The sequence below is a fragment of the Helicobacter trogontum genome, assembly GCF_000765905.2.
Classification (GTDB): domain Bacteria; phylum Campylobacterota; class Campylobacteria; order Campylobacterales; family Helicobacteraceae; genus Helicobacter_A; species Helicobacter_A trogontum.
Map to the genome: position 1 here is coordinate 76,411 of NZ_JRPL02000003.1, position 18,999 is coordinate 95,409.

At 32.9% G+C, this 18,999-nt stretch carries 19 protein-coding genes; 6 read left to right on the forward strand and 13 right to left on the reverse strand.

Annotated features, from left to right (window positions below; genetic code table 11):
- The first annotated feature begins 147 nt into the window (after positions 1–147).
- Entirely contained in the window at positions 148–312 is a 165-nt protein-coding gene (locus LS81_RS11200; protein ID WP_161976739.1) for a hypothetical protein, read from the forward strand.
- The gene (locus tag LS81_RS02215) at positions 313–1,335 is read left to right on the forward strand and encodes a glycosyltransferase family 9 protein (protein ID WP_034344719.1); all 1,023 of its coding nucleotides are present in this window, start codon (positions 313–315) and stop codon (positions 1,333–1,335) included.
- Between the two features lie 220 nt (positions 1,336–1,555).
- On the opposite strand, the gene glmS is transcribed toward LS81_RS02215, so the two are convergent.
- The 5 genes from glmS to LS81_RS02240 all read right to left on the reverse strand — a co-directional run bounded on the left by glmS (position 1,556) and on the right by LS81_RS02240 (position 7,871).
- Entirely contained in the window at positions 1,556–3,352 is a 1,797-nt protein-coding gene (gene glmS, locus LS81_RS02220) for a glutamine--fructose-6-phosphate transaminase (isomerizing) (RefSeq protein ID WP_104696502.1), read from the reverse strand.
- Positions 3,353–3,648: 296 nt separating this feature from the next.
- Positions 3,649–4,458 (reverse strand): 3'-5' exonuclease, encoded by an 810-nt coding sequence (locus LS81_RS02225; RefSeq protein WP_034344716.1) that lies wholly within the window; start codon positions 4,456–4,458, stop codon positions 3,649–3,651.
- Positions 4,459–4,473: 15 nt separating this feature from the next.
- Complete coding sequence (argH, locus tag LS81_RS02230) at positions 4,474–5,916, reverse strand: argininosuccinate lyase (RefSeq protein ID WP_034344714.1); 1,443 nt, start codon at positions 5,914–5,916, stop codon at positions 4,474–4,476.
- Positions 5,917–6,315: 399 nt separating this feature from the next.
- Positions 6,316–7,389 carry a 3-isopropylmalate dehydrogenase gene (leuB, locus tag LS81_RS02235; protein ID WP_034344711.1) on the reverse strand — a complete coding sequence of 358 codons (1,074 nt, stop codon included), beginning with the start codon at positions 7,387–7,389 and terminating at the stop codon, positions 6,316–6,318.
- 269 nt (positions 7,390–7,658) lie between these two features.
- On the reverse strand, positions 7,659–7,871 hold the full coding sequence (locus LS81_RS02240; RefSeq protein ID WP_138069868.1) for a hypothetical protein: 213 nt from the start codon (positions 7,869–7,871) through the stop codon (positions 7,659–7,661).
- Positions 7,872–8,119: 248 nt separating this feature from the next.
- Between LS81_RS02240 and LS81_RS02245 the strand changes: the two genes are divergently transcribed.
- Positions 8,120–9,682: a peptidase U32 family protein gene (locus tag LS81_RS02245; protein WP_034344708.1), complete on the forward strand. Its 1,563-nt coding sequence runs from the start codon at positions 8,120–8,122 to the stop codon at positions 9,680–9,682.
- A gap of 128 nt (positions 9,683–9,810) precedes the next feature.
- Here LS81_RS02245 and LS81_RS02250 read toward each other — a convergent pair whose 3' ends face one another.
- The 4 genes from LS81_RS02250 to LS81_RS02265 form a co-directional block, all read right to left on the reverse strand.
- A complete protein-coding gene (locus tag LS81_RS02250; RefSeq protein ID WP_034344704.1) occupies positions 9,811–10,497 on the reverse strand; it encodes a C39 family peptidase in 687 nt (228 codons plus the stop codon).
- 1 nt (position 10,498) lies between these two features.
- Complete coding sequence (locus LS81_RS02255) at positions 10,499–11,344, reverse strand: porin family protein (RefSeq protein WP_237022189.1); 846 nt, start codon at positions 11,342–11,344, stop codon at positions 10,499–10,501.
- A 277-nt stretch (positions 11,345–11,621) separates the two neighbouring features.
- Positions 11,622–12,359 carry a hypothetical protein gene (locus tag LS81_RS02260; protein ID WP_233715915.1) on the reverse strand — a complete coding sequence of 246 codons (738 nt, stop codon included), beginning with the start codon at positions 12,357–12,359 and terminating at the stop codon, positions 11,622–11,624.
- 86 nt (positions 12,360–12,445) lie between these two features.
- Entirely contained in the window at positions 12,446–12,775 is a 330-nt protein-coding gene (locus tag LS81_RS02265) for a hypothetical protein (RefSeq protein ID WP_034344696.1), read from the reverse strand.
- 219 nt (positions 12,776–12,994) lie between these two features.
- Here LS81_RS02265 and LS81_RS11205 point away from each other — a divergent pair, with 219 nt between their 5' ends.
- A complete protein-coding gene (locus tag LS81_RS11205) occupies positions 12,995–13,156 on the forward strand; it encodes a hypothetical protein (RefSeq protein WP_161976740.1) in 162 nt (53 codons plus the stop codon).
- Between the two features lie 122 nt (positions 13,157–13,278).
- On the opposite strand, the gene LS81_RS02270 is transcribed toward LS81_RS11205, so the two are convergent.
- The 3 genes from LS81_RS02270 to hypB form a co-directional block, all read right to left on the reverse strand.
- On the reverse strand, positions 13,279–14,013 hold the full coding sequence (locus LS81_RS02270) for a hypothetical protein (protein ID WP_233715914.1): 735 nt from the start codon (positions 14,011–14,013) through the stop codon (positions 13,279–13,281).
- Positions 14,014–14,049: 36 nt separating this feature from the next.
- The gene (locus LS81_RS02275; protein WP_034344692.1) at positions 14,050–14,349 is read right to left on the reverse strand and encodes a hypothetical protein; all 300 of its coding nucleotides are present in this window, start codon (positions 14,347–14,349) and stop codon (positions 14,050–14,052) included.
- A 667-nt stretch (positions 14,350–15,016) separates the two neighbouring features.
- The gene (gene hypB, locus LS81_RS02280) at positions 15,017–15,703 is read right to left on the reverse strand and encodes a hydrogenase nickel incorporation protein HypB (protein ID WP_034344690.1); all 687 of its coding nucleotides are present in this window, start codon (positions 15,701–15,703) and stop codon (positions 15,017–15,019) included.
- Between the two features lie 224 nt (positions 15,704–15,927).
- On the opposite strand from hypB, the gene LS81_RS02285 reads away from it, so the two are divergent.
- Entirely contained in the window at positions 15,928–16,926 is a 999-nt protein-coding gene (locus LS81_RS02285) for a phospholipase A (RefSeq protein WP_104696439.1), read from the forward strand.
- A 73-nt stretch (positions 16,927–16,999) separates the two neighbouring features.
- On the opposite strand, the gene LS81_RS02290 is transcribed toward LS81_RS02285, so the two are convergent.
- Positions 17,000–17,887: a hypothetical protein gene (locus LS81_RS02290; protein WP_034344688.1), complete on the reverse strand. Its 888-nt coding sequence runs from the start codon at positions 17,885–17,887 to the stop codon at positions 17,000–17,002.
- Between the two features lie 106 nt (positions 17,888–17,993).
- On the opposite strand from LS81_RS02290, the gene LS81_RS02295 reads away from it, so the two are divergent.
- On the forward strand, positions 17,994–18,962 hold the full coding sequence (locus LS81_RS02295; protein ID WP_034344684.1) for a thiamine-phosphate kinase: 969 nt from the start codon (positions 17,994–17,996) through the stop codon (positions 18,960–18,962).
- Positions 18,963–18,999 lie beyond the last annotated feature (37 nt).

Consider the following 18,999-nt stretch of genomic DNA (forward strand, 5'->3'; position numbering starts at 1 on the left):
ATCAGTAAATTTTTAAAAATACAATATGTAATTTTATTTTTTTTATATTTTTTAAACTTTTTTATATATAAATTATTATATTAGATGATTTAATTCTTATAACCTTATATATAATTATGTTAAATATAATTTTATAGTCATTTAGTTATGAAAAATAATATGTATGTAGAAAAGTTACATTTATATCATGATATAAAAGATTCTGCTAGATATTACATTGAAACATCACACTATAAACCAATAGAAGAGATTCTAAGTCTCAGTAACTATGCTATAATCTTGCTTTTAAAACGTATAATGCAGGATTTTTAAGTGAAAGTTGGTTATATACATTTCTATGGTTTAGGTGATAATATTTTTGCACTTGAGCCGCTTTTTGCATTAAAAACAATCTTTAATTGCGAGGTAATTGTTTTTGGTAACGCAATGATGCAAAATCTGTTATTGCATTGCGATTTTGTGGATTGTGTGCATGATATAAATGGTGATATTGCGAGTCATATTGATTTATTTAATTCATATCATCTTGATTATGCAATTCTTACAAATTGTAAGCGATGCTATCTATATCCATTACAAAAAAGCAATGTAAAAACTATTATTACAACTACAAAGATTCCAAGTCTTTTTTCACTGCGTTGCAAAACTATACCTATACACCTTATGCCAAAATATCGCAATATGACACGATATGAGCTAAGCTTGAGCCTTGTTCGTAAAATCAATCCAAAGTTATTTGATTCAAAGATAAAAACTCTTTGCTTTGATGATGCAAAGGTAAAAACTACGTTAGAGCAAAAAGAAAAAATACAATCTTTTATTACCAATCACACAAAAACAAAAGAGAAGAATTCAAAACTCATTCTAATAAATCCTTTCAGCAATACCGCCACCCACACGCTCCCATTAGAAGCATATATAGAACTTATAGCTAATATTGGCAATATGCGTAATTGCATTCCAGTGGTTGCCACCTATCCATACATTCATGAACACTTCTTACATGCCTTATCTGCATGGAAAAATACAAATCAACAAGAAATCCCTAATCTTATTATATTTCCAAACGATAATGATATACTCAACCTTGCTGCACTGATAGAGCAAATGGATTATGTTATTAGTCCAAGTACAGGGACAATACATCTTGCTTCGAATCTATGTATACCAACAATTGGTCTGTTCTCACAATATGATACAAAGAAATGGGGAACAAAGAGTAAGCAATATGTAATCCTGCCACATGAAAAAACACTCATGAGTAAAGATAATATAAAACATGCTATAAAACAAACTCTACACATGTTGCAAACAAATCTTCAAGATAGTAATTAAATTTTTACATCAGGTATTTAAGATTAACATTTCAGATAAGTTTTATTGCAGGATGTTTTTATGTTATGTCTTGAATAACAGAAGAAAAGTCAAATAATTTTAAAAGGCTTGCAACATTTTATCTAACATCCGCTTATAGCCAGGCAGAGCTTGAGATAAAAACAGATTCTAAACATACTTAGACATTTGCATTGTGATAAAATTCACAAAAGATAGAGTATTACTCAACCGTAACGCTTTTAGCTAAATTACGCGGCATATCAACATCATTATTAAGACGCACAGCAATTTCTAGTGCTAAGAGTTGCAAAACAACCATCATGGAAAAAAACTCTTCCATATAACTCTCAAATTGCGGAATCTTTACTATATCATCAGCAAGTTCAAAATCAATAGGGCTAATTGCACAAATTGTAGAATCCCTTGCAATAAGCTCTTCTACATTGCTTTTATTTTTTTCATACAACAAATTCTTGGGCATAAGAGCAAGTGTAAATAATTCACTATCAGCAAGGGCTATTGGACCATGTTTCATCTCCCCACTAGGATAGCCCTCTGCATGTAAATAGCTAATCTCCTTCAGCTTTAATGCACCTTCTAGTGCTAGTGGGTAAAAAATATCTCTCCCAATAAAGAAAAAGCCATGTCCATGCAGATAACGCTTTGATAATCTTTTGATTTTTTCATGTAAGTTTTGGTTTATATGTGTAGCACTTCTTGCATGCAACATCGCACGAGTTTCATTTTCTAAGCCTATAGAATCTATGCAGCCTCTTTTATGTCCAAGCAATACTGAAAAGATCCATAATACCATAACTTGTGTTGCAAATGCCTTTGTACTTGCTACGCCCTTTTCAGTCCCAGCTCTTGTAAGTAAGCAATAATCAGCCAAACGCACCATAGAACTATTATCTACATTGCATATTACAAGCGTTTTCAAACCTTTTTCTTTTGCAAGTTTTAGGGCTTGTAAAGTATCAGCTGTTTCACCGCTTTGTGAGATAGCAATGAAAAGTTCATCAGATTCTAACACAGGCTTTGCATAACGAAATTCACTTGCAATATGTGTTGTCGTGCGAACTCTTGCTTTTCTTTCCAAGAGATATTTGCCAACCAATGCGCTATGGTAGCTTGTCCCACAAGCACATATTGCAATACTCTTAAAAGCATTAAAAAAATTAGAATCTAACTCATCTAAACATACACTACCCTTACTTACTCGTCCCACCATTGTTTCAAGCAAAATGCTTTCTTGCTCATATATCTCTTTTTCCATAAAGTAGCGATAATTGCCCTTTTGTGCTTTCTCTCTGCTCACATTAAAAGGCTTTACATCATATGACAATGTTGGTATTTCATTAATACTAAGACTTCCATAAGCTCCATCATCAAGATAAATCACACTATCAATAAGCCCTACTAATGCAGCATCGCTACTTGCAAAAAAGACTTCATCAGGGCTATTTTTATTAAAACCAATTAAAAGTGGGGAATGTTTTTTTGCATAAAAGATTCTGTTAGATTCTAATTTTGTAATGAGCAAAATTGCAAAAGATCCTTGCAATCGTTTAATTGTTGCTTCAAATGCTTCCTTAGGAGAAAGCGTTTGTGCATAAGATTCAAATAAATGCACAATTGCTTCTGTATCAGTTTGACTTTGAAATTGTATAGATTTTGCTTGTAATTCTTCTCTTAACTCCTTATAATTTTCAATAATGCCATTATGAATAATTGCACTTTGTAAGCCACTATGCGGATGTGCATTGCTCTCTGTTGGCTTACCATGTGTAGCCCATCGCGTATGTCCAATAGCTAATCCATAGCCCTCAAACTTTATATCTTGTAGTTTTTCGTTGAGATTTTCTAGCTTTCCTACCGCACGAAAAGTTTCAAGATTTTCATTTTGCAAAACAGCCATACCTGCACTATCATAACCGCGATATTCTAATTCTTTTAAACCATTTAAAATTACATTTTTTTTATCTTTATTTCCAATATATCCAACAATGCCACACATCGTTAGCTCCTTATAGTTATTAATTTATAGAATCTGATTTATCCATACGTTGCAATATAGCATTGTTTGGACAAATTTTTGGGTTAGATTCCAAAAGGCATCTTATCTCTAACACTTTTGCAACTTGCAATATTCCTTACATTTACAAATCTATGCCATTACATTATAATCTATGCTTAATCTATAATAATATCGTGTATTCTAGCAAAATTATATAAAAGTTTGATAATCGCAGTTAGAGCAATTTCTATGGATAGATACCTGCATTACACACTGCTTTGGGTTTTACTATAAAACTACCTATTTTTTGTGTTTCTTGTAGGATATGTAACTTTTCCTTTTGAAAAATCAATTAATTCTTGCAGCGTTATTACATTGTTTGGAAGCGATTGTATACATATTTTATATAATTCAAAAGCAGTGAGTGCATCGGCATAAGCTCTGTGAACTTGCGTTGTGTTGATTCCAAGCATATCATTAAGATAGGAGAGTGCATATTTTTTTGACACAATACTTTTGCGACTAAGATCTAGCGTGCATAAACGGGCATTAAAAAGAGGTGGCATATCATATTTATGCAAACTCTCTGCAATAAAGTTATAATCAAAAGAAACATTATGTGCAACAAATACACTATCGCCCAAAAATGCACGAAATTGCTTTAACACTTGCTCAATGCGAGGTGCATTCTCTAGCATATAGGAATTTATTCCTGTTAGCTCAATAATTTCCTCTGGTACAAATGGACTATATACGAGTGTATCAAAAGTATCAAGGATTCTCCCATTTTGTGTGATTATAGCACCAATCTCAATAATCTGCCCATTTTTCACATTCGCCGATGTTGTTTCTATATCAACAAAACATAGTTTTGCTTCATCTAAACGAATATTTTTTATTGTTGTATCAACAATATGACTTTCATCATCTAATGCAGAAACCCTATATAATGGTGCATACAAACCAATCATTATTTCAAGCAGCGTTTCACTCTCAAGCATACTATATTCAGGCAATACATTACCTAATTGATGATGGAAATCCCTAAGTGCTAAAGGCATCCGATCAAGCAAATTAAAATAATGTTCAAAATATCGAAGTGCCATATCGTAATCCGGGCATCATGCAATCGATCTCAACCACTGCAATAATATATGAATTTGTCTTTTTACCTCATCACTCGCACATCCTCCAAGACTATTTCGCCTTTGCATGGAATGCTCTAAATCTAAGGCTAGTCTTAAGTCCTCATGCGATATTGTCGTATTGATGGCTTCTGTATCACTTTTTTGTGCCAAAAGTTTCAAGAGCTCTTTTTCCAAAACCTCATGAAGTAATTCTATCTCTATGTTGCTTAGATCTTTACCTCTAGACTCTGCATATTGCACACATATACCTGTAATATGATGTGCTTCTCTAAAAGGAACTTGACACTTTTTTACCAAAAGATCTGCTAAATCCGTTGCAACTAGATGTCCCTTTTCACACATTTTACGCATATTATCAGTATTGATTGTAAGCGTTTTTATACTTTCTGTTAGAATCTTGAGGCTAATCATTGCAGTCTGTATAGAATCAAACACACCTTCTTTATCTTCTTGCATGTCCTTATTATACGCAAAAGGTAGAGCTTTCATGGTTGTAAGTAACGCTACAAGGTTACCATAAACCCTGCCTGTTTTACCACGCAAAAGCTCGGCAACATCGGGATTTTTCTTCTGCGGCATAATAGAGCTTCCCGTTGCAAAATCATCAGAAAAAGTTACAAAACCAAACTCATAACTACTCCATAAAATAAGCTCCTCTGCCATACGAGAAACATGCATCATAATCATAGAAATATCATAGAGTATATCTAAAGCAAAATCTCTTTGTCCAACCGAATCCATAGCATTTAAGCTTGGTTCTCTAAAACCTAAACTCAAGGCAAGATTTGCTCTTTCATTTCCATAAGGTGTACCAGCAAGGGCTGCACTACCTAAAGGACAATCATCACTTCGTTGCATACTCGCTTGTAATCTCTCAACATCACGTTTCAAGCCAACGCACCACGCCACTAAATGGTACCCAAAGCTTATTGGCTGTGCATGTTGCAAATGTGTCATACCAGGCATTAGGGTATTTGTATGATGTTGGGCTATTGTCAAAAGAGATTCTATAAGCTCACTTAAGAGTTTTTGTATAGCAAGATTTTGTTTTCGGCAATAGAGTTTAAAATCCAAGGCAACTTGATCATTTCTACTGCGAGCTGTATGAAGCTTCTTGCCTGCATCGCCAATCTTTTTACTTAATGCTTGTTCTATTGCCATATGTATATCTTCATCGTGTAAAGAAAAGGCAAAAACACCTTGCATAATCTCTTGCTTTATCTCTTGTAGTCCATGCGTAATAGAATCTAACTCATGAATATCTAAAAGCCCAATAGAATAAAGCATCTTAGCATGTTCAATAGAACCTTGAATATCTTCTTCCCATAAATTTTTATCAAATGGAATGCTCGCATTAAACTCATCAAGCAAAGTGTTTGCATCTGTTTGAAACCTGCCAGCCCAAAGTTTCGCCATATGTATCCTTTATATGTTGAGTCCAAAAGTATATCGTAGCAAAATGATACAAAAAAAATGTTAAGTTGTTAGCTAAATGCAAATCATTCGCATATCATATTAGGACAACTACAATCTAGTAAATATCACATTACTTATCACATAAATCATTGTAGATTAAAACAAAGATTTAGTGCTCATTTTGTCTTCTATTCTACTTTATCACACCCTTATTTATAAGAGTTGTTTGAAATACTGCGTGAAAAATATGAAACTTTTCATATAAATATTATATTACAAAGGTTTTACAGGATAATATCTAATTCAAGTATATATTGATTATAATCTTGCTTAAAACCATGATGTAAAAAAGACTTAAAGATCTAGTTTTATACACACAAAACTTTGGATTTTATATATCTAACTCACAAATTCGCTGATGATATCTCCCATCTTTTCACAACCTACAAGTTTTGAATCTTTATCCATCATATCCCCCGTACGATAACCTTGCTGCAAAGCTTTATTTACTGCATTTCGCACAGATTCTGCCTCCTTTTTTAATCCAAAGGATAACTCTAGCATCATCGCTACGGATAAAATTGTACCAATAGGATTTGCCTTATCCTGCCCAGCAATGTCTGGTGCACTCCCATGAATTGGCTCATATAATCCCAATGTACTATGCGAAAGTGAAGCAGATGGAATCACACCAATTGTACCTGTGATAATACTTGCCTCATCGCTTAAAATATCACCAAACATATTTTCAGTCAAAATCACATCAAATTGACTAGGATCGCGACAGATCTGCATTGCTGCATTATCGACATACATATGACTCAAAGCCACACTTGGATAATCTTTTGCTACCATTTCTACCACTTCACGCCAAAGACGAGATGAGCTTAACACATTTGCTTTATCCACAGAAACAAGATTTTTCCCGCGTTTTTGTGCGATTTGAAATGCCACTTTTGCGATAGATTCTATTTGAGATTGTGTATAGCTCATCTCATCAATAGCAATTTTCTCTCCATCTCTCTCTTCCAATAAATGCCTACCAAAATACGCTCCCCCCACAAGCTCACGCACAATAACAAAATCAATCCCCTTTTGCAGAATCTCACACTTTAATGGACTAGCCATACTAAGTTCTGGTAAAAGTGTAGCAGGACGAATATTTGCAAATACACCTAATTCTTTCCTAAGTTTTAAGAGGGCTGATTCTGGACGATTATGACTTGGTTGTTTATCCCATTTTGGACCACCAACAGCACCTAGCAAAACACTATCACTGCGTTTGCAGATTTCTAAGCTCTCCTGCGGCAAACAATCACCACACGCATCAATGGCACACCCACCAGCTAAAACCTCATTATAAACAAACTCATGTTTATAAATTTTTGCTACAGAATCTAATACCTTTAGAGCTTGTGTTACCACCTCTCTGCCGATCCCATCACCATAAATGACTGCAATTTGTTTTTGCATCTTTGCTCCTTTTGCGACTTTATAAAGATTTGCATATGTTAGTATGTGTTTAATTTTATATCGCTAAGTAATTATTATGTGTCAAATAATATATAAAACTTACAAGACTTCAATAACTATTAAATCCTGTATTCTAGCAAAATTATATAAAAGTTTGATAATAATTGATTAGGTATTATGTACTACAAGAATCCATTTACTTTACTTGATCACAAAAGTTCTCACACCAAAATGCTTTGCATAAAGTGGATTTGGAAAAATTTTGGGATCTATGCCAGGACTATCCCAATCTCCATAACGTTTATAGAAACTATGAAAATAGTAGGACTTACAATTACTTGTGCCTTTTGCTCTGCTATATAGTTTGTCATATTATTCCACTTAATACGCATATCTATAAATGCACTTAAAACAAAAGTAGCATAAAGACAGCTAAACAATAAGATTCCATACTGAATCCTTCTTTGTGCGTGATAAAACAACGTTATTGCGACTTGGTAAACAATTAAAAACCCAACAATACCATTAAGCCAATTTTATTATTTTTATTATGTAAAGAATGCAATAATAAACAAACAAAACGTATATATGACAAAAATTTTAATCATCATATACCAAACACAACAGACATTAGAATCTCAAATTCCATGCATATACAATACACATAAATTATTTAGATTTAGATAAAATATTGCAGATAAAAAGCAATATAAAACATAAAAGGAAAACTATGCAAGAAACAACGTTGGGTTTCACACAAACAGATAGCTCTAAACACAAAGTGCAGCTACTCTCACCAGCAGGGAATCTCACAAAACTAAAAATTGCACTACAATATGGAGCCGATGCGGTATATGGTGGTGTAAGCCATTTTTCATTACGTAATCGTGCGAGTAAAGATTTTACTTATGATGATTTTAGAGAAGGTATAATCTATGCACATAAACTTGGTAAAAAAGTGTATGTAACTATCAATGGCTTTCCATTCAATTCACAAATAGAATCTTTAAAAACTCATATTGCAAAAATGCGTGATTTAGAGCCAGATGCATTCATCGTAGCAGCACCTGGTGTTGTACGACTTGCAAAAAGCATCGCCCCAAACATTCCAATACATCTCTCTACACAAGCGAATGTGTTGAATGTGCTTGATGCAGGTGTTTTTTATGATATGGGTGTAAAGCGAATTGTTGCAGCAAGAGAAATAAGCCTTAATGATTGCGAAGAAATAAAAAAGGTGTTGCCTGATTTAGAAATTGAAATTTTTGTGCATGGAAGTATGTGTTTTGCGTTTTCAGGGCGTTGTTTAATCTCTGCCTTACAACACGGCAGAGTGCCTAATCGTGGAAGTTGTGCAAATGATTGTCGCTTTGATTATGAGTATTTTGTTCGCGATGATACGAGCGGAAATCTTGTGCGTTTTGACCCAAATGAATTTTATGCTAAAAACCCAGATAATAATGTCTTTTTGCGTTTGCAGGAAGAAGAAGGTGTCGGTACGCATATATTTAACGCCAAGGATTTAAACCTTGCAAGTCATTTACACCATATCATGCAATCAGGTGTGATTGATGCACTAAAAATTGAGGGACGCACAAAAAGCACATATTATGCAGGAATCACAGCACGTACATATCGCCTTGCCTTGCAAGATTATGAGCAGCAGATTTCACGTCCAGCACTTTATCAATATGAACTGCATACATTAAAAAATAGGGGTTTTACTGATGGCTATATCATACATCGTCCATTTGTACGCCTTGATACACAAAATCATTTCAGTGCAATCAGTGAGGGAAGCTATCAAGTATGTGCAGAGGTTGATTATACTGGGTTGTATTGTCTCTGCAAACATACAATACAAAAGGGTGATTTATTAGAAATTATCTCACCCCTGCAATACTATCCAAATACGCAGTTTGGGACACAATCGCATGCAGTAGTCAAACGAAATTCTCACACAGATTCTACACAAAATAGCAAAGATATTTTAGAATTAAGCTTAGAGAATAATTTGCCAAACACTATAGAATCTAGTGACAAGATACATGATATACAATCATTAGACGCACAAGATTCTATATCGCTTGATTCCAATACAACAGACAAACTTACTACACAAAGCAATGAATATGGCACCATTTGTTGCATTGATGGGAGATATTATTTACGATTACATAAAATCTTATTGCAAAATGGAAAGGAAGTGGAGGCAATACATAGTGGCAATACAAACCCTATTGTCCTACCTTTTAAACTACCACCATTTAGCTTTTTGCGTGTAAAATTATAATGTATTACAGATTTTCTAAATATTATTTTACATAGCTGATTATATGCTTTTAGTTAAGATAATCTATTTGCATTAGCAATTTCAGTAAAATAGGTTTATATCTTTTGCACTAGTTTATCAATCTTATCTTATCGCATAGTGCTTTTATCTTGTATAACCTGCTCTATAAGATTAGTATTGTGCTTAATTGTCATAAAATCTGTATTGATTTGTGCGGGGTTGGTTTTAGGCAAAATAACAAGTAATTTTCCTGGATAACTTTCATCATTACGTTGATAAAACATTTCTTTAAATTTTTCTTTGCTAATCTTAATATTACCCAAACTCGGATCGGATAAATAAACAAAATAGTGATCCATTCCGCGATATACACTAAAATGATCGTTGCTTCTTGCTTTTACATACAAAATTGCTGGTACCTTGAGCTTTCCTAGAGATTCCATATTAAGTGCTAATCCAAGAGCCTTAAATCCCCTTGTCTCTGCATATTTAGCTAAATCAAGAAATGAGGTGCTAGCCTTCTCTCTTAAATCATCATTCCATTCAATCTCCTCTTTTTTATTAATATCAATACCCTTATCTCTCAACATAAAGTTTATAATATCTCTTTCATTTGTATGCGTATTATAATAATATGTGAGTATTGTAGATAATGATGCAGAACCACAACTATAGTCATACTCTTGTTTAGTGAGATTACTATCTCTAATTTGTGTCCAAGTTTTTATCGGTGTCTCAATCACAACAGAATCTATTGTAATTATTGCTTTTGAGTATGCCATCGTGAAACACAATATAAATACAAAATACTTCATTTTAGATTCTATATGAAAGGGTAAGATTTATTGCATTGCTTGTATAATCACTTGTCTGTAAGTATTCTATGCTGCTAAAAAGAATAAGATTCTGTTTTATCTCATATGCAACTCCAAAATTATATCCTACAGACGAGCCTTGCATGGATACAATCTTACTATCAACAAAATCCTTAGTTTTATACTGATATGTTATACCAAAATTAAGCGATACATAAGGATTTACTGCAAAATATACCATAGGCGTTAAGGTAAAAATCTCTCCACTATTAACACTTAACATTCCATTTGCGCTATAAAGATTTGCTCTAAATCCAGCTTGTAGCAAGAACACAAGTGGATCTATAGTATAATAGCTTGTTGCAAATATTGAATAACCCTTAAAATATTGCAATTTTGCTGTGTCATTGCTGAAATTTGTCATATTCATCAAGTCTATGCTGCCGCCAAGCAATAAAGCAGGATATCTACCTTCTCTTTTAATTTGAGCTAACATCCCTAGATTCCACGTATTAAAATTTCCGTTATGTTTCTCTGTAAAATTCGCATTTACATTTGTTGTATTATGCTGATAGAAAGCATTTATCGTGCTAAAAATCTCTATATTTTTATAGATTCCATATCTCACACTCATAGCAAAGTTTAAAAAATCGGTATTAGAATTTGCAATCATACTAATAGGAATTTGTATAGAGTTACCACTACCCACATCATGTGATAGTGAAGTGAGTAAAGAATTTTTGCTTTTAATATTTATATATGAAAGCTGACTTAGTATTCTAAATTGTCTTTTCCCGCTTAGAATCTCATCTATATTGACTGGTTTTGCATTTAAGAAATTCGACAATAAGACAAAAATAAATATTCCATAAACATATTTTTTAAACATTAACCTGCTGTGTCTCCGTATTTTAATCAAGAATAGTGAGTTCGTTATGTTAGAATGATTGCATCATACTACAAGATTACAAAGCCTCATAGCAGCTCTACATAAAAAAGACTATCACTTGACATAACACAACAGACATTGACTTTGTTGTGTCATATAACTACCAAGGTAATTTAACTCTAGTCTTGCAAATAATAGTTAAACACAATCTATAATCATGAAAAATGATGAAGCATTAAAATGCAACACCAGCCTCTAACCCGGCTTGCCAAGCACGCGAATCTGGCATACTTATACCATTGACTTGCTTACTTGCATTTAAATCATAATATTTACCAAAGCCCTTAAGATAAAAACTGACATTCTCACTTACTTTAGCTTGTGTACCAAGACTAAATATAAACACTTGATTATATCCATTTACTCTAGCAAGAGAACCATCAAAGACATACCCAGCACCAAGATAACCATAGCCAAAGCTATATGTAAGTTTAACCCTTTCAGATACTTTAAGTTTACCCTCAAGTTCAGGTCCAACATACACCATCAATCTTCCAATGCCATTACTACTAGAAATAATCGCATCTGTTCCAAGAAACAAATTAATAAACAAAGAAGAAGTTCCCTTAAGTAAATTTACACCTATTTTGGGCATCAACTCAACTTGCAAGAGTTGCGTATTTTTATTAAATTGACTCAAGTGTGCACCACTTAGATTGGTATTACCATATCCAATCTTCATCTCAGCTCCATAATGAAATCTCTGAAATAGCGTATCATAAGCACCAAAAGATATAAAACCTCCTGCACGATTTATATTAGCTTCATTAGCACTCATATTTTCATAGAATCCACCCACGCCAACATGGTAATCAGAACAATACTTTTCTGATACACACACTGCATTCACACTTACCCCTAAAGCCCCAGTTACCACAAGACTTAAACCAATTTTTTTAATACTATCCATCATAACCATATCTCCCATCCAAAAGCACCGTGTTGAAGTTGCCCTAAATATGGCAACTAAACTGACTATAAACTTTCGCCAATTTTCCTTTAAAATCCTGCATTAAAAGAAAAATCAAAATCAGTGCAACTACCATTAAATAAACAATTACCTAGCCAAGCACCAGCACCAATTCCTAAGCTAACAAGCAGTCCAGCAAGAAAACCCTCCCCCTTAGTCTCGCTCATTTCTGCATTATTTAATGCCATGACATCTGCATTTTCAGCATTATCAAAAAGCACATTCATATCATCATGATTGATATTTGATGCTTTATGCGTCTTGACAACATTTTGTATACCATCTGCTTGAATTTGTGCTTGCATAACACTGAAACTCAAAGTAGAACCTAAAACCAGCATTGAAACTATCTTTTTCATAACTCTCTCCTAATTTCATGTAACATTTCATTGCTATAGTTTCTATATTTACTAACTTTAGCAAATATAAAAACTATAAATAATAATACAAACAAATATCTAAAATCAAGCTTAAAAAACGAATTTTTCTATATTATTGTTGCTTTATTTATAAATAATTCTATAAAATGTAATATATTCTTTACATTTTATAATAAAAATCCTATAAAAATAAATTTCATGAAAATATCAGAATCTAATCTTATACTTACACACCTTGTATTCAAGTGTGCAAACAAAAACAATGAAGCAAAAATATATAAATCTATTTTATGTCCAGTGCGTCATATGCCTTATAACTTCTATGTTGGCAATCTATCTTGGGCGAGTGGGTTGAATTAAAAACCCTTATGATATTAAGACTACAAAAATATTACATACTCTGCAAATATATGCAAAAATTCACAATTTGGCATGTTGAAAATGATTAAAATTACATCAAATTAGAAACCATAATAAGGGCATTAAAATGCAACACCAGCTTCTAACCCAGCTTGCCAAGCACGCGAATCTGGCATACTTATACCATTTACTTGCTTACTTGCATTTAAATCATAATATTTACCAAAGCCCTTAAAGTAAAAATTCACATTCTCACTTACTTTAGCTTGTGTACCAAGACTAAACATAACAATTTGGCTTCCTTCACCTATACTCGCATGAGCCTTATTAAAAGTATATGCACCATTAAAGACATAACCATACCCAGCAGTATATGTGAGTTTCATCTTTTCATTTAAAGCAATCTTACCATCAATTCCGCCTCCAAGAAGAAACAACTCTCTGCCGACACCACTAGAATTCATCACATCATACCCAGCAAGAAAATTGACAAATAGAGGAGAATCCTTCCCAGCTATATTGACACCAATTTTACCTATCCCATCAAATTGAAATAGTGTATTATCTTTAGTAAGTAGATTAAGATTTGTCCCGCCAACACTATTATTTCCATAACCAAGCTTTACATCAAGTCCAAATTGCACTCTCTTAAAATAGACATCTGCTCCACCCAAAGAGATAAAGCCGCCCATATTATTGATGTTTGCTCCACTCCCTGTTGTATTTTCATAAAATCCACCAGCACCCAAATACAAGTCTATGCAGTAATTTTCTACTACACATACCGCATTGGCACTCGCTCCTAAAGTCCCTGTTAATACAACGCTTAAACCAATTCTCTTACATAAGCCCACCATACTAAACCTCCACATATTATGTATATGACGTAAATTTTATCCAAACAGCTTATTTGCTACCCATTCACCAGCCTTTACTGCTATTGGTGTCAAAAAAGCCGCCAACAATCCAGCAAGAATCCCTTCACCCTTAGTCTCACTCATCTCGGCATCACTCAATGCAATAACATCACCGCTCTTAGCACTATCAAAAAGCATATTCATATCATCACTATTAATACTTGCTACTTTATGTGTTTCAACAATATTTTGTACAACATTTGCTTGAACCTGTGCCTGCATGAGAGTCAAACTCAAGACAGAGCTTAAAACCAACATAGAAATTACCTTCTTCATACTTCGCTCCTTTTGCACAAAAATTGAATTTCTTCTGCTTCTATATTCACTTGGTTGCTACCTTATAAATTAGAAGCTGTTTAGATTATATAAACATATAGCTTAATATAAGCTTAAAATATAATAAAATTTTTATTTTATATTTTATAGTATTTAATTAAAAATTAATTCTAAAAATTAAAATATATATTTATATTTAATATTAAATATAAGAATTTATATAAAAAATTATTTCATTTAATATTATTGAAATATTGTAAATTATAAATAATGCAAATCGTTATTTTAATCAAAATTGTATCTAAAACAACCAATATTTAACTTAGATTTTAGAAGAAAATCCATCTTATTTAAACCCATATAATTTAAAAATTCTTTCATATTTGATTATATGAGCACAAGAGTATATTTATAACAAGATGACTATAAATTTAGCTTCTCATGATTTTGTTTTAAAAGGTGGTGAGGTGCAGATTCTATTGATAAAAAGTATATATCATTCCTAAATGATTTGAGCCAAGCAATAACAACATGTTAAATTTTATTGCCTACATCATTTAAAAACCTAATTCCTTAATAAATTAAAAAATGCAAGACTTTTGCTTAGCAAAAAGAGTCCATAAAATAATAAATGTCTCGTAAAATCTATGATTAGATATATGCATCATCACTTAAATATATGATTTGTCCTATACCCTCTTAATGCTAAGGCTTGAAAATACTCTTTTAAGTTTTTAAGGCTTTCTTTAGAATCTTTGCTTATCTCCATAATATCTACGCCATGTCGAAGACTTGCTAGATCGCTTTCTACTTGCTGCGTTTTAAATCCAAAATACTCTTTCATTTCGGCTTTTGTAATCAGCACAATATCAGCACATAAAAACATAGATGGATATTTTAACACTTTGTCATCACCTTCTGGCACACTAAGCAACACAACATTAACATTTGCACCCAAATCATAGCTTGCAGGACATACAAGATTACCCACATTTTCTATAAATAAAAAATCACTCTGATTAAACCTTGAATCCTCCATAAGCGATGGCAGCATATTTGCTATCATACTTGCTTCAAGATGACACGCCTCACCTGTTGTGATTTGTTTTGCTAAGACTCCTTGCTTTTCTAATCTATCCGCATCTCTATTTGTTTCTAAATCACCCTCAATTACACAGAATCTAAAGTCATCAAACTGACTTAAAGATTCTAAAAGTGTGGTCTTACCACTTCCTGGGCTACTCATAAGGTTGATTACAAACTTATTGTGCATATCATAAATACTTCTTAACTCTTGTGCTTTTTTATCATTTGCACTTAAAACTCTCTCTTTTATCGCAATAACTTTTTCCATGTATTTCCTTTCAAAACACTAATTTTAACAAAAAAGATTCCAATACGAAAGCATCGCATGTTTTTTTATTGTAATGAATGCAATGTTATAATAAACTTTACATAAAATTTACTTTAGGATACATAATGCATATTTTTAAATATGCTTTTTGTTGTTTATTGGTTACCTATCATATCACAAAAGCACACACAAATAACAATCCCCTTTGGATAACCTCAAATGATATGCTAAATAGAACAAAAAAGACATATATTTATGATGAAAGAATTAAAGATTTAGACTCCAAGCAATCCTCATCAAAAGATCAAATACCCATTCAAATAGCAGATAATAACTTAGATTCTAAAACCTCCAAGCAAACCATTCTTACAAAATTAAAAAATCACTTCCTTGATATAAACACCTACAAAGAACGATCAAAAAAGGCAGAAGCAACATACACAGATTTTATGAAGGTGCTAGAACATGAGGGGACATATTTTGTTTATTCATATAGCCTACCACCTTTTGGAATCTATGGCAATAATCTTCCCGGTGAATTAAAGTTTCAACTAAGCTTTAAAGTGCCACTTTGGCGAGGTGCATTTTGGAGTAAAGGGTCTCTCTTTTTTGCATATACCCAAACATCATGGTTTCAGCAGTTTAACTCTCGCTATTCTCATCCCATGCGAGATTCAAACTATAAACCTTCAATCCTTTATTCATATCCGACAGACTGGAAACTATTTGGCGGTAAAATTAAGGAATTACGTATTAGCTATTTGCATTTTAGTAATGGTATAGGCGGCAATGAATGCTTAAGGGATTCTAATGGGAATTCTTTAACCCCAGAAGAGTGTCGATCAAGAAGTATGGGTAATAGAATTATCTTCGAACTCCTTTGGGAAAAAGCTGTATTTAAAAATGGAAAATTTGGAGTGCATATTACAGCTTGGCCATATATCCCAAGACGCAGAGATAACCTAGATATTGGTTTATATATGGGCTATGCAAATGCAAGATTATATTATAAACACAAGAAGCATTTTGCAGAATTGCATGTTGCTCCAATTATTAGCGATTATACACAATATCATGGTTCGCTACAGCTTGGATATGCATATGCAATAAGTGATTTCGTCGCACTTTATGGGCAATATTTCTATGGTTACGCAAATAGCTTGTATGAATATAACATACCCACACATCGTGTTGGTATTGGTCTAAGAGTAACAGGGTTCTAGCTCACACATGATTACCTGCTTGAAACCACAATAAAATAAGCATTACTTTATTAAGTTTCATAGAATAAAGAGTTTATTTGGGTTCAAGTGCCCTAAGCTCAAGGACATCACGCTGCAATGTTGCATTATCCAACCTACTTTGCTCCACTTCAATACGCAAAGCATTTCTTGTTTTATGTAAATCCCATAATACCTCAAGTGACGTGGAACCAAAAAATAAATACATCGCATAACCACCAACAAAACATGCAATACAAGCCAAAATAATAAATGCTCGCTTAGAGTAGATTAGATACTGCCACCTGTATTTTTTAGACTTTGCTGCACTATATGAATTTTGTAAAACTTCGCTGTCAAATAAATCTTCTTTATCTATATCATCTCTATAAGATTCTTGCACACTCTCTTGTGAGATATGAGGATCATTAAGTTTTTGCGAAATCCTAGATTCTGCGGCATTACTAATTTTATTAGGTGGGTTTGCTCCATGTGATAAATTAGCGTCTATTGACTTACTTTGTCCTTTATAAATATTATCACTCTCTTTTATTTCCTCTCTTTGTGCATATGACCCTAAGCCATTTTGTGCAGATTCTGTATCTAATATGGAATCCCTAGAATCTGCAATAATAATATCTTTGATATCCTGCGGGATCTCATCATCTATGTTACTTATATTTATTTCTACCCCTACCCCTTCATTCACCAATATGCTATCACTAATAGGCGTGATTGAAGAATGAGGACTTGTATCCCCTTTATGAATATGTGCATCACTTTCATATGAAGCACCTAAGCCAGATTGTATATCATCTACAATAATATCATGCAGAGAATCTGTTTGTATATTTTCTGAATCTTTTTGCGCTTTATTAAGATCTATGGTATCTAGGTGCACCTCATCTTGCTCTTGTGTGAGGTTATTGTGAGATGTAGTTGTATCGTTTTTAGAATCTTGCATATAAAATTTATTCCTAATGGCTTTTATGCGATATTATAACATGTTTTTAATTCAAACATTAACATTGCATAACTCGTGTGCTCATAACCTATAAAAAAGGATCATTATGGATAAGGAATCATACTTTCTAACACTTTTAACACAAAGTGGTATTACACAAAATCTTAACGATGATTGTGCTTTGCTATCACCACTACTTTTCAAGAATAAAAACTATATCATTGCAGCCGATAGCTTTGTAGAAAATATTCACTTTAAGATCCATCATCTAGAAAATAAGAAATGCCATAGTGTAAACAACTTTATAACATATACGCATAAAAATCAATGGTTAAGTTATGAGAATCTCGCAAAAAAAGCTTTTTTGGTAAACATCTCTGATATATTAAGTTCAGGAGCATTACCACAATATGCTCTACTCTCCATCGTGTTGCATAAAAAAATACAAAACACACAAATCAAAGAAATCATACAAGGTATTACACAAATTTGTAAAGAATACAATATTAGACTTATAGGTGGTGATACAATGTGTGGCAACGAACTTTCATTTCACATTACAATCATTGGGAATCTTATAGGCAAATATCTACATAGAGGCAGGGTGAGAGAGGGTGATTTACTTGCCTATACAAGTATGCGAAAAGGAAATCTTGGAAGGAGTCTAAATACTCTAAAAAAGCTACTTAGATATGGTGCACATAAAAATATTATACCGCATCACAATATAGAATCTCAACACAGGGATAGTCGCTTTACCCTACCCTTTTTACGTATGAATTTCCTTAAAAAATCACATAGATTGCTACATGCTTGTATGGATATTAGCGATGGGTTAGCCAATGAGATACAACGATTAGAATCTCAAAACAAATTGACACTCTTACCCTACTCTACTCTAAAACGAGAAATATATCAAAGTGGAGAGGAATATGAGCTACTCTTTAGCTTCAAAGAGAGTAATCTCTCTGCCCTGCAACATATAGCAGATTCCACGCGAACACAACTCCATGTTGTAGGTAAATTTGGTCGTCATAAACCTCATTTTTTTCACACAATAAAATGGCATACATAACCATTGAAATAACACTAAAATCTTGCAGAAAAAAGTA

Bases quoted from the DNA above. Each gene is read 5' to 3' on its own strand.
- LS81_RS11200 (WP_161976739.1), top strand. From the start codon at position 148: ATGAAAAATAATATGTATGTAGAAAAGTTACATTTATATCATGATATA.
- glmS (WP_104696502.1), bottom strand. From the start codon at position 3,352: ATGTGTGGCATTGTTGGATATATTGGAAATAAAGATAAAAAAAATGTA.
- LS81_RS02225 (WP_034344716.1), bottom strand. From the start codon at position 4,458: ATGGCACTTCGATATTTTGAACATTATTTTAATTTGCTTGATCGGATG.
- argH (WP_034344714.1), bottom strand. From the start codon at position 5,916: ATGGCGAAACTTTGGGCTGGCAGGTTTCAAACAGATGCAAACACTTTG.
- leuB (WP_034344711.1), bottom strand. From the start codon at position 7,389: ATGCAAAAACAAATTGCAGTCATTTATGGTGATGGGATCGGCAGAGAG.
- LS81_RS02245 (WP_034344708.1), top strand. From the start codon at position 8,120: ATGCAAGAAACAACGTTGGGTTTCACACAAACAGATAGCTCTAAACAC.
- LS81_RS02250 (WP_034344704.1), bottom strand. From the start codon at position 10,497: ATGAAGTATTTTGTATTTATATTGTGTTTCACGATGGCATACTCAAAA.
- LS81_RS02260 (WP_233715915.1), bottom strand. From the start codon at position 12,359: ATGATGGATAGTATTAAAAAAATTGGTTTAAGTCTTGTGGTAACTGGG.
- LS81_RS02265 (WP_034344696.1), bottom strand. From the start codon at position 12,775: ATGAAAAAGATAGTTTCAATGCTGGTTTTAGGTTCTACTTTGAGTTTC.
- LS81_RS11205 (WP_161976740.1), top strand. From the start codon at position 12,995: ATGAAAATATCAGAATCTAATCTTATACTTACACACCTTGTATTCAAG.
- LS81_RS02270 (WP_233715914.1), bottom strand. From the start codon at position 14,013: ATGGTGGGCTTATGTAAGAGAATTGGTTTAAGCGTTGTATTAACAGGG.
- LS81_RS02275 (WP_034344692.1), bottom strand. From the start codon at position 14,349: ATGAAGAAGGTAATTTCTATGTTGGTTTTAAGCTCTGTCTTGAGTTTG.
- hypB (WP_034344690.1), bottom strand. From the start codon at position 15,703: ATGGAAAAAGTTATTGCGATAAAAGAGAGAGTTTTAAGTGCAAATGAT.
- LS81_RS02285 (WP_104696439.1), top strand. From the start codon at position 15,928: ATGCTAAATAGAACAAAAAAGACATATATTTATGATGAAAGAATTAAA.
- LS81_RS02290 (WP_034344688.1), bottom strand. From the start codon at position 17,887: ATGCAAGATTCTAAAAACGATACAACTACATCTCACAATAACCTCACA.
- LS81_RS02295 (WP_034344684.1), top strand. From the start codon at position 17,994: ATGGATAAGGAATCATACTTTCTAACACTTTTAACACAAAGTGGTATT.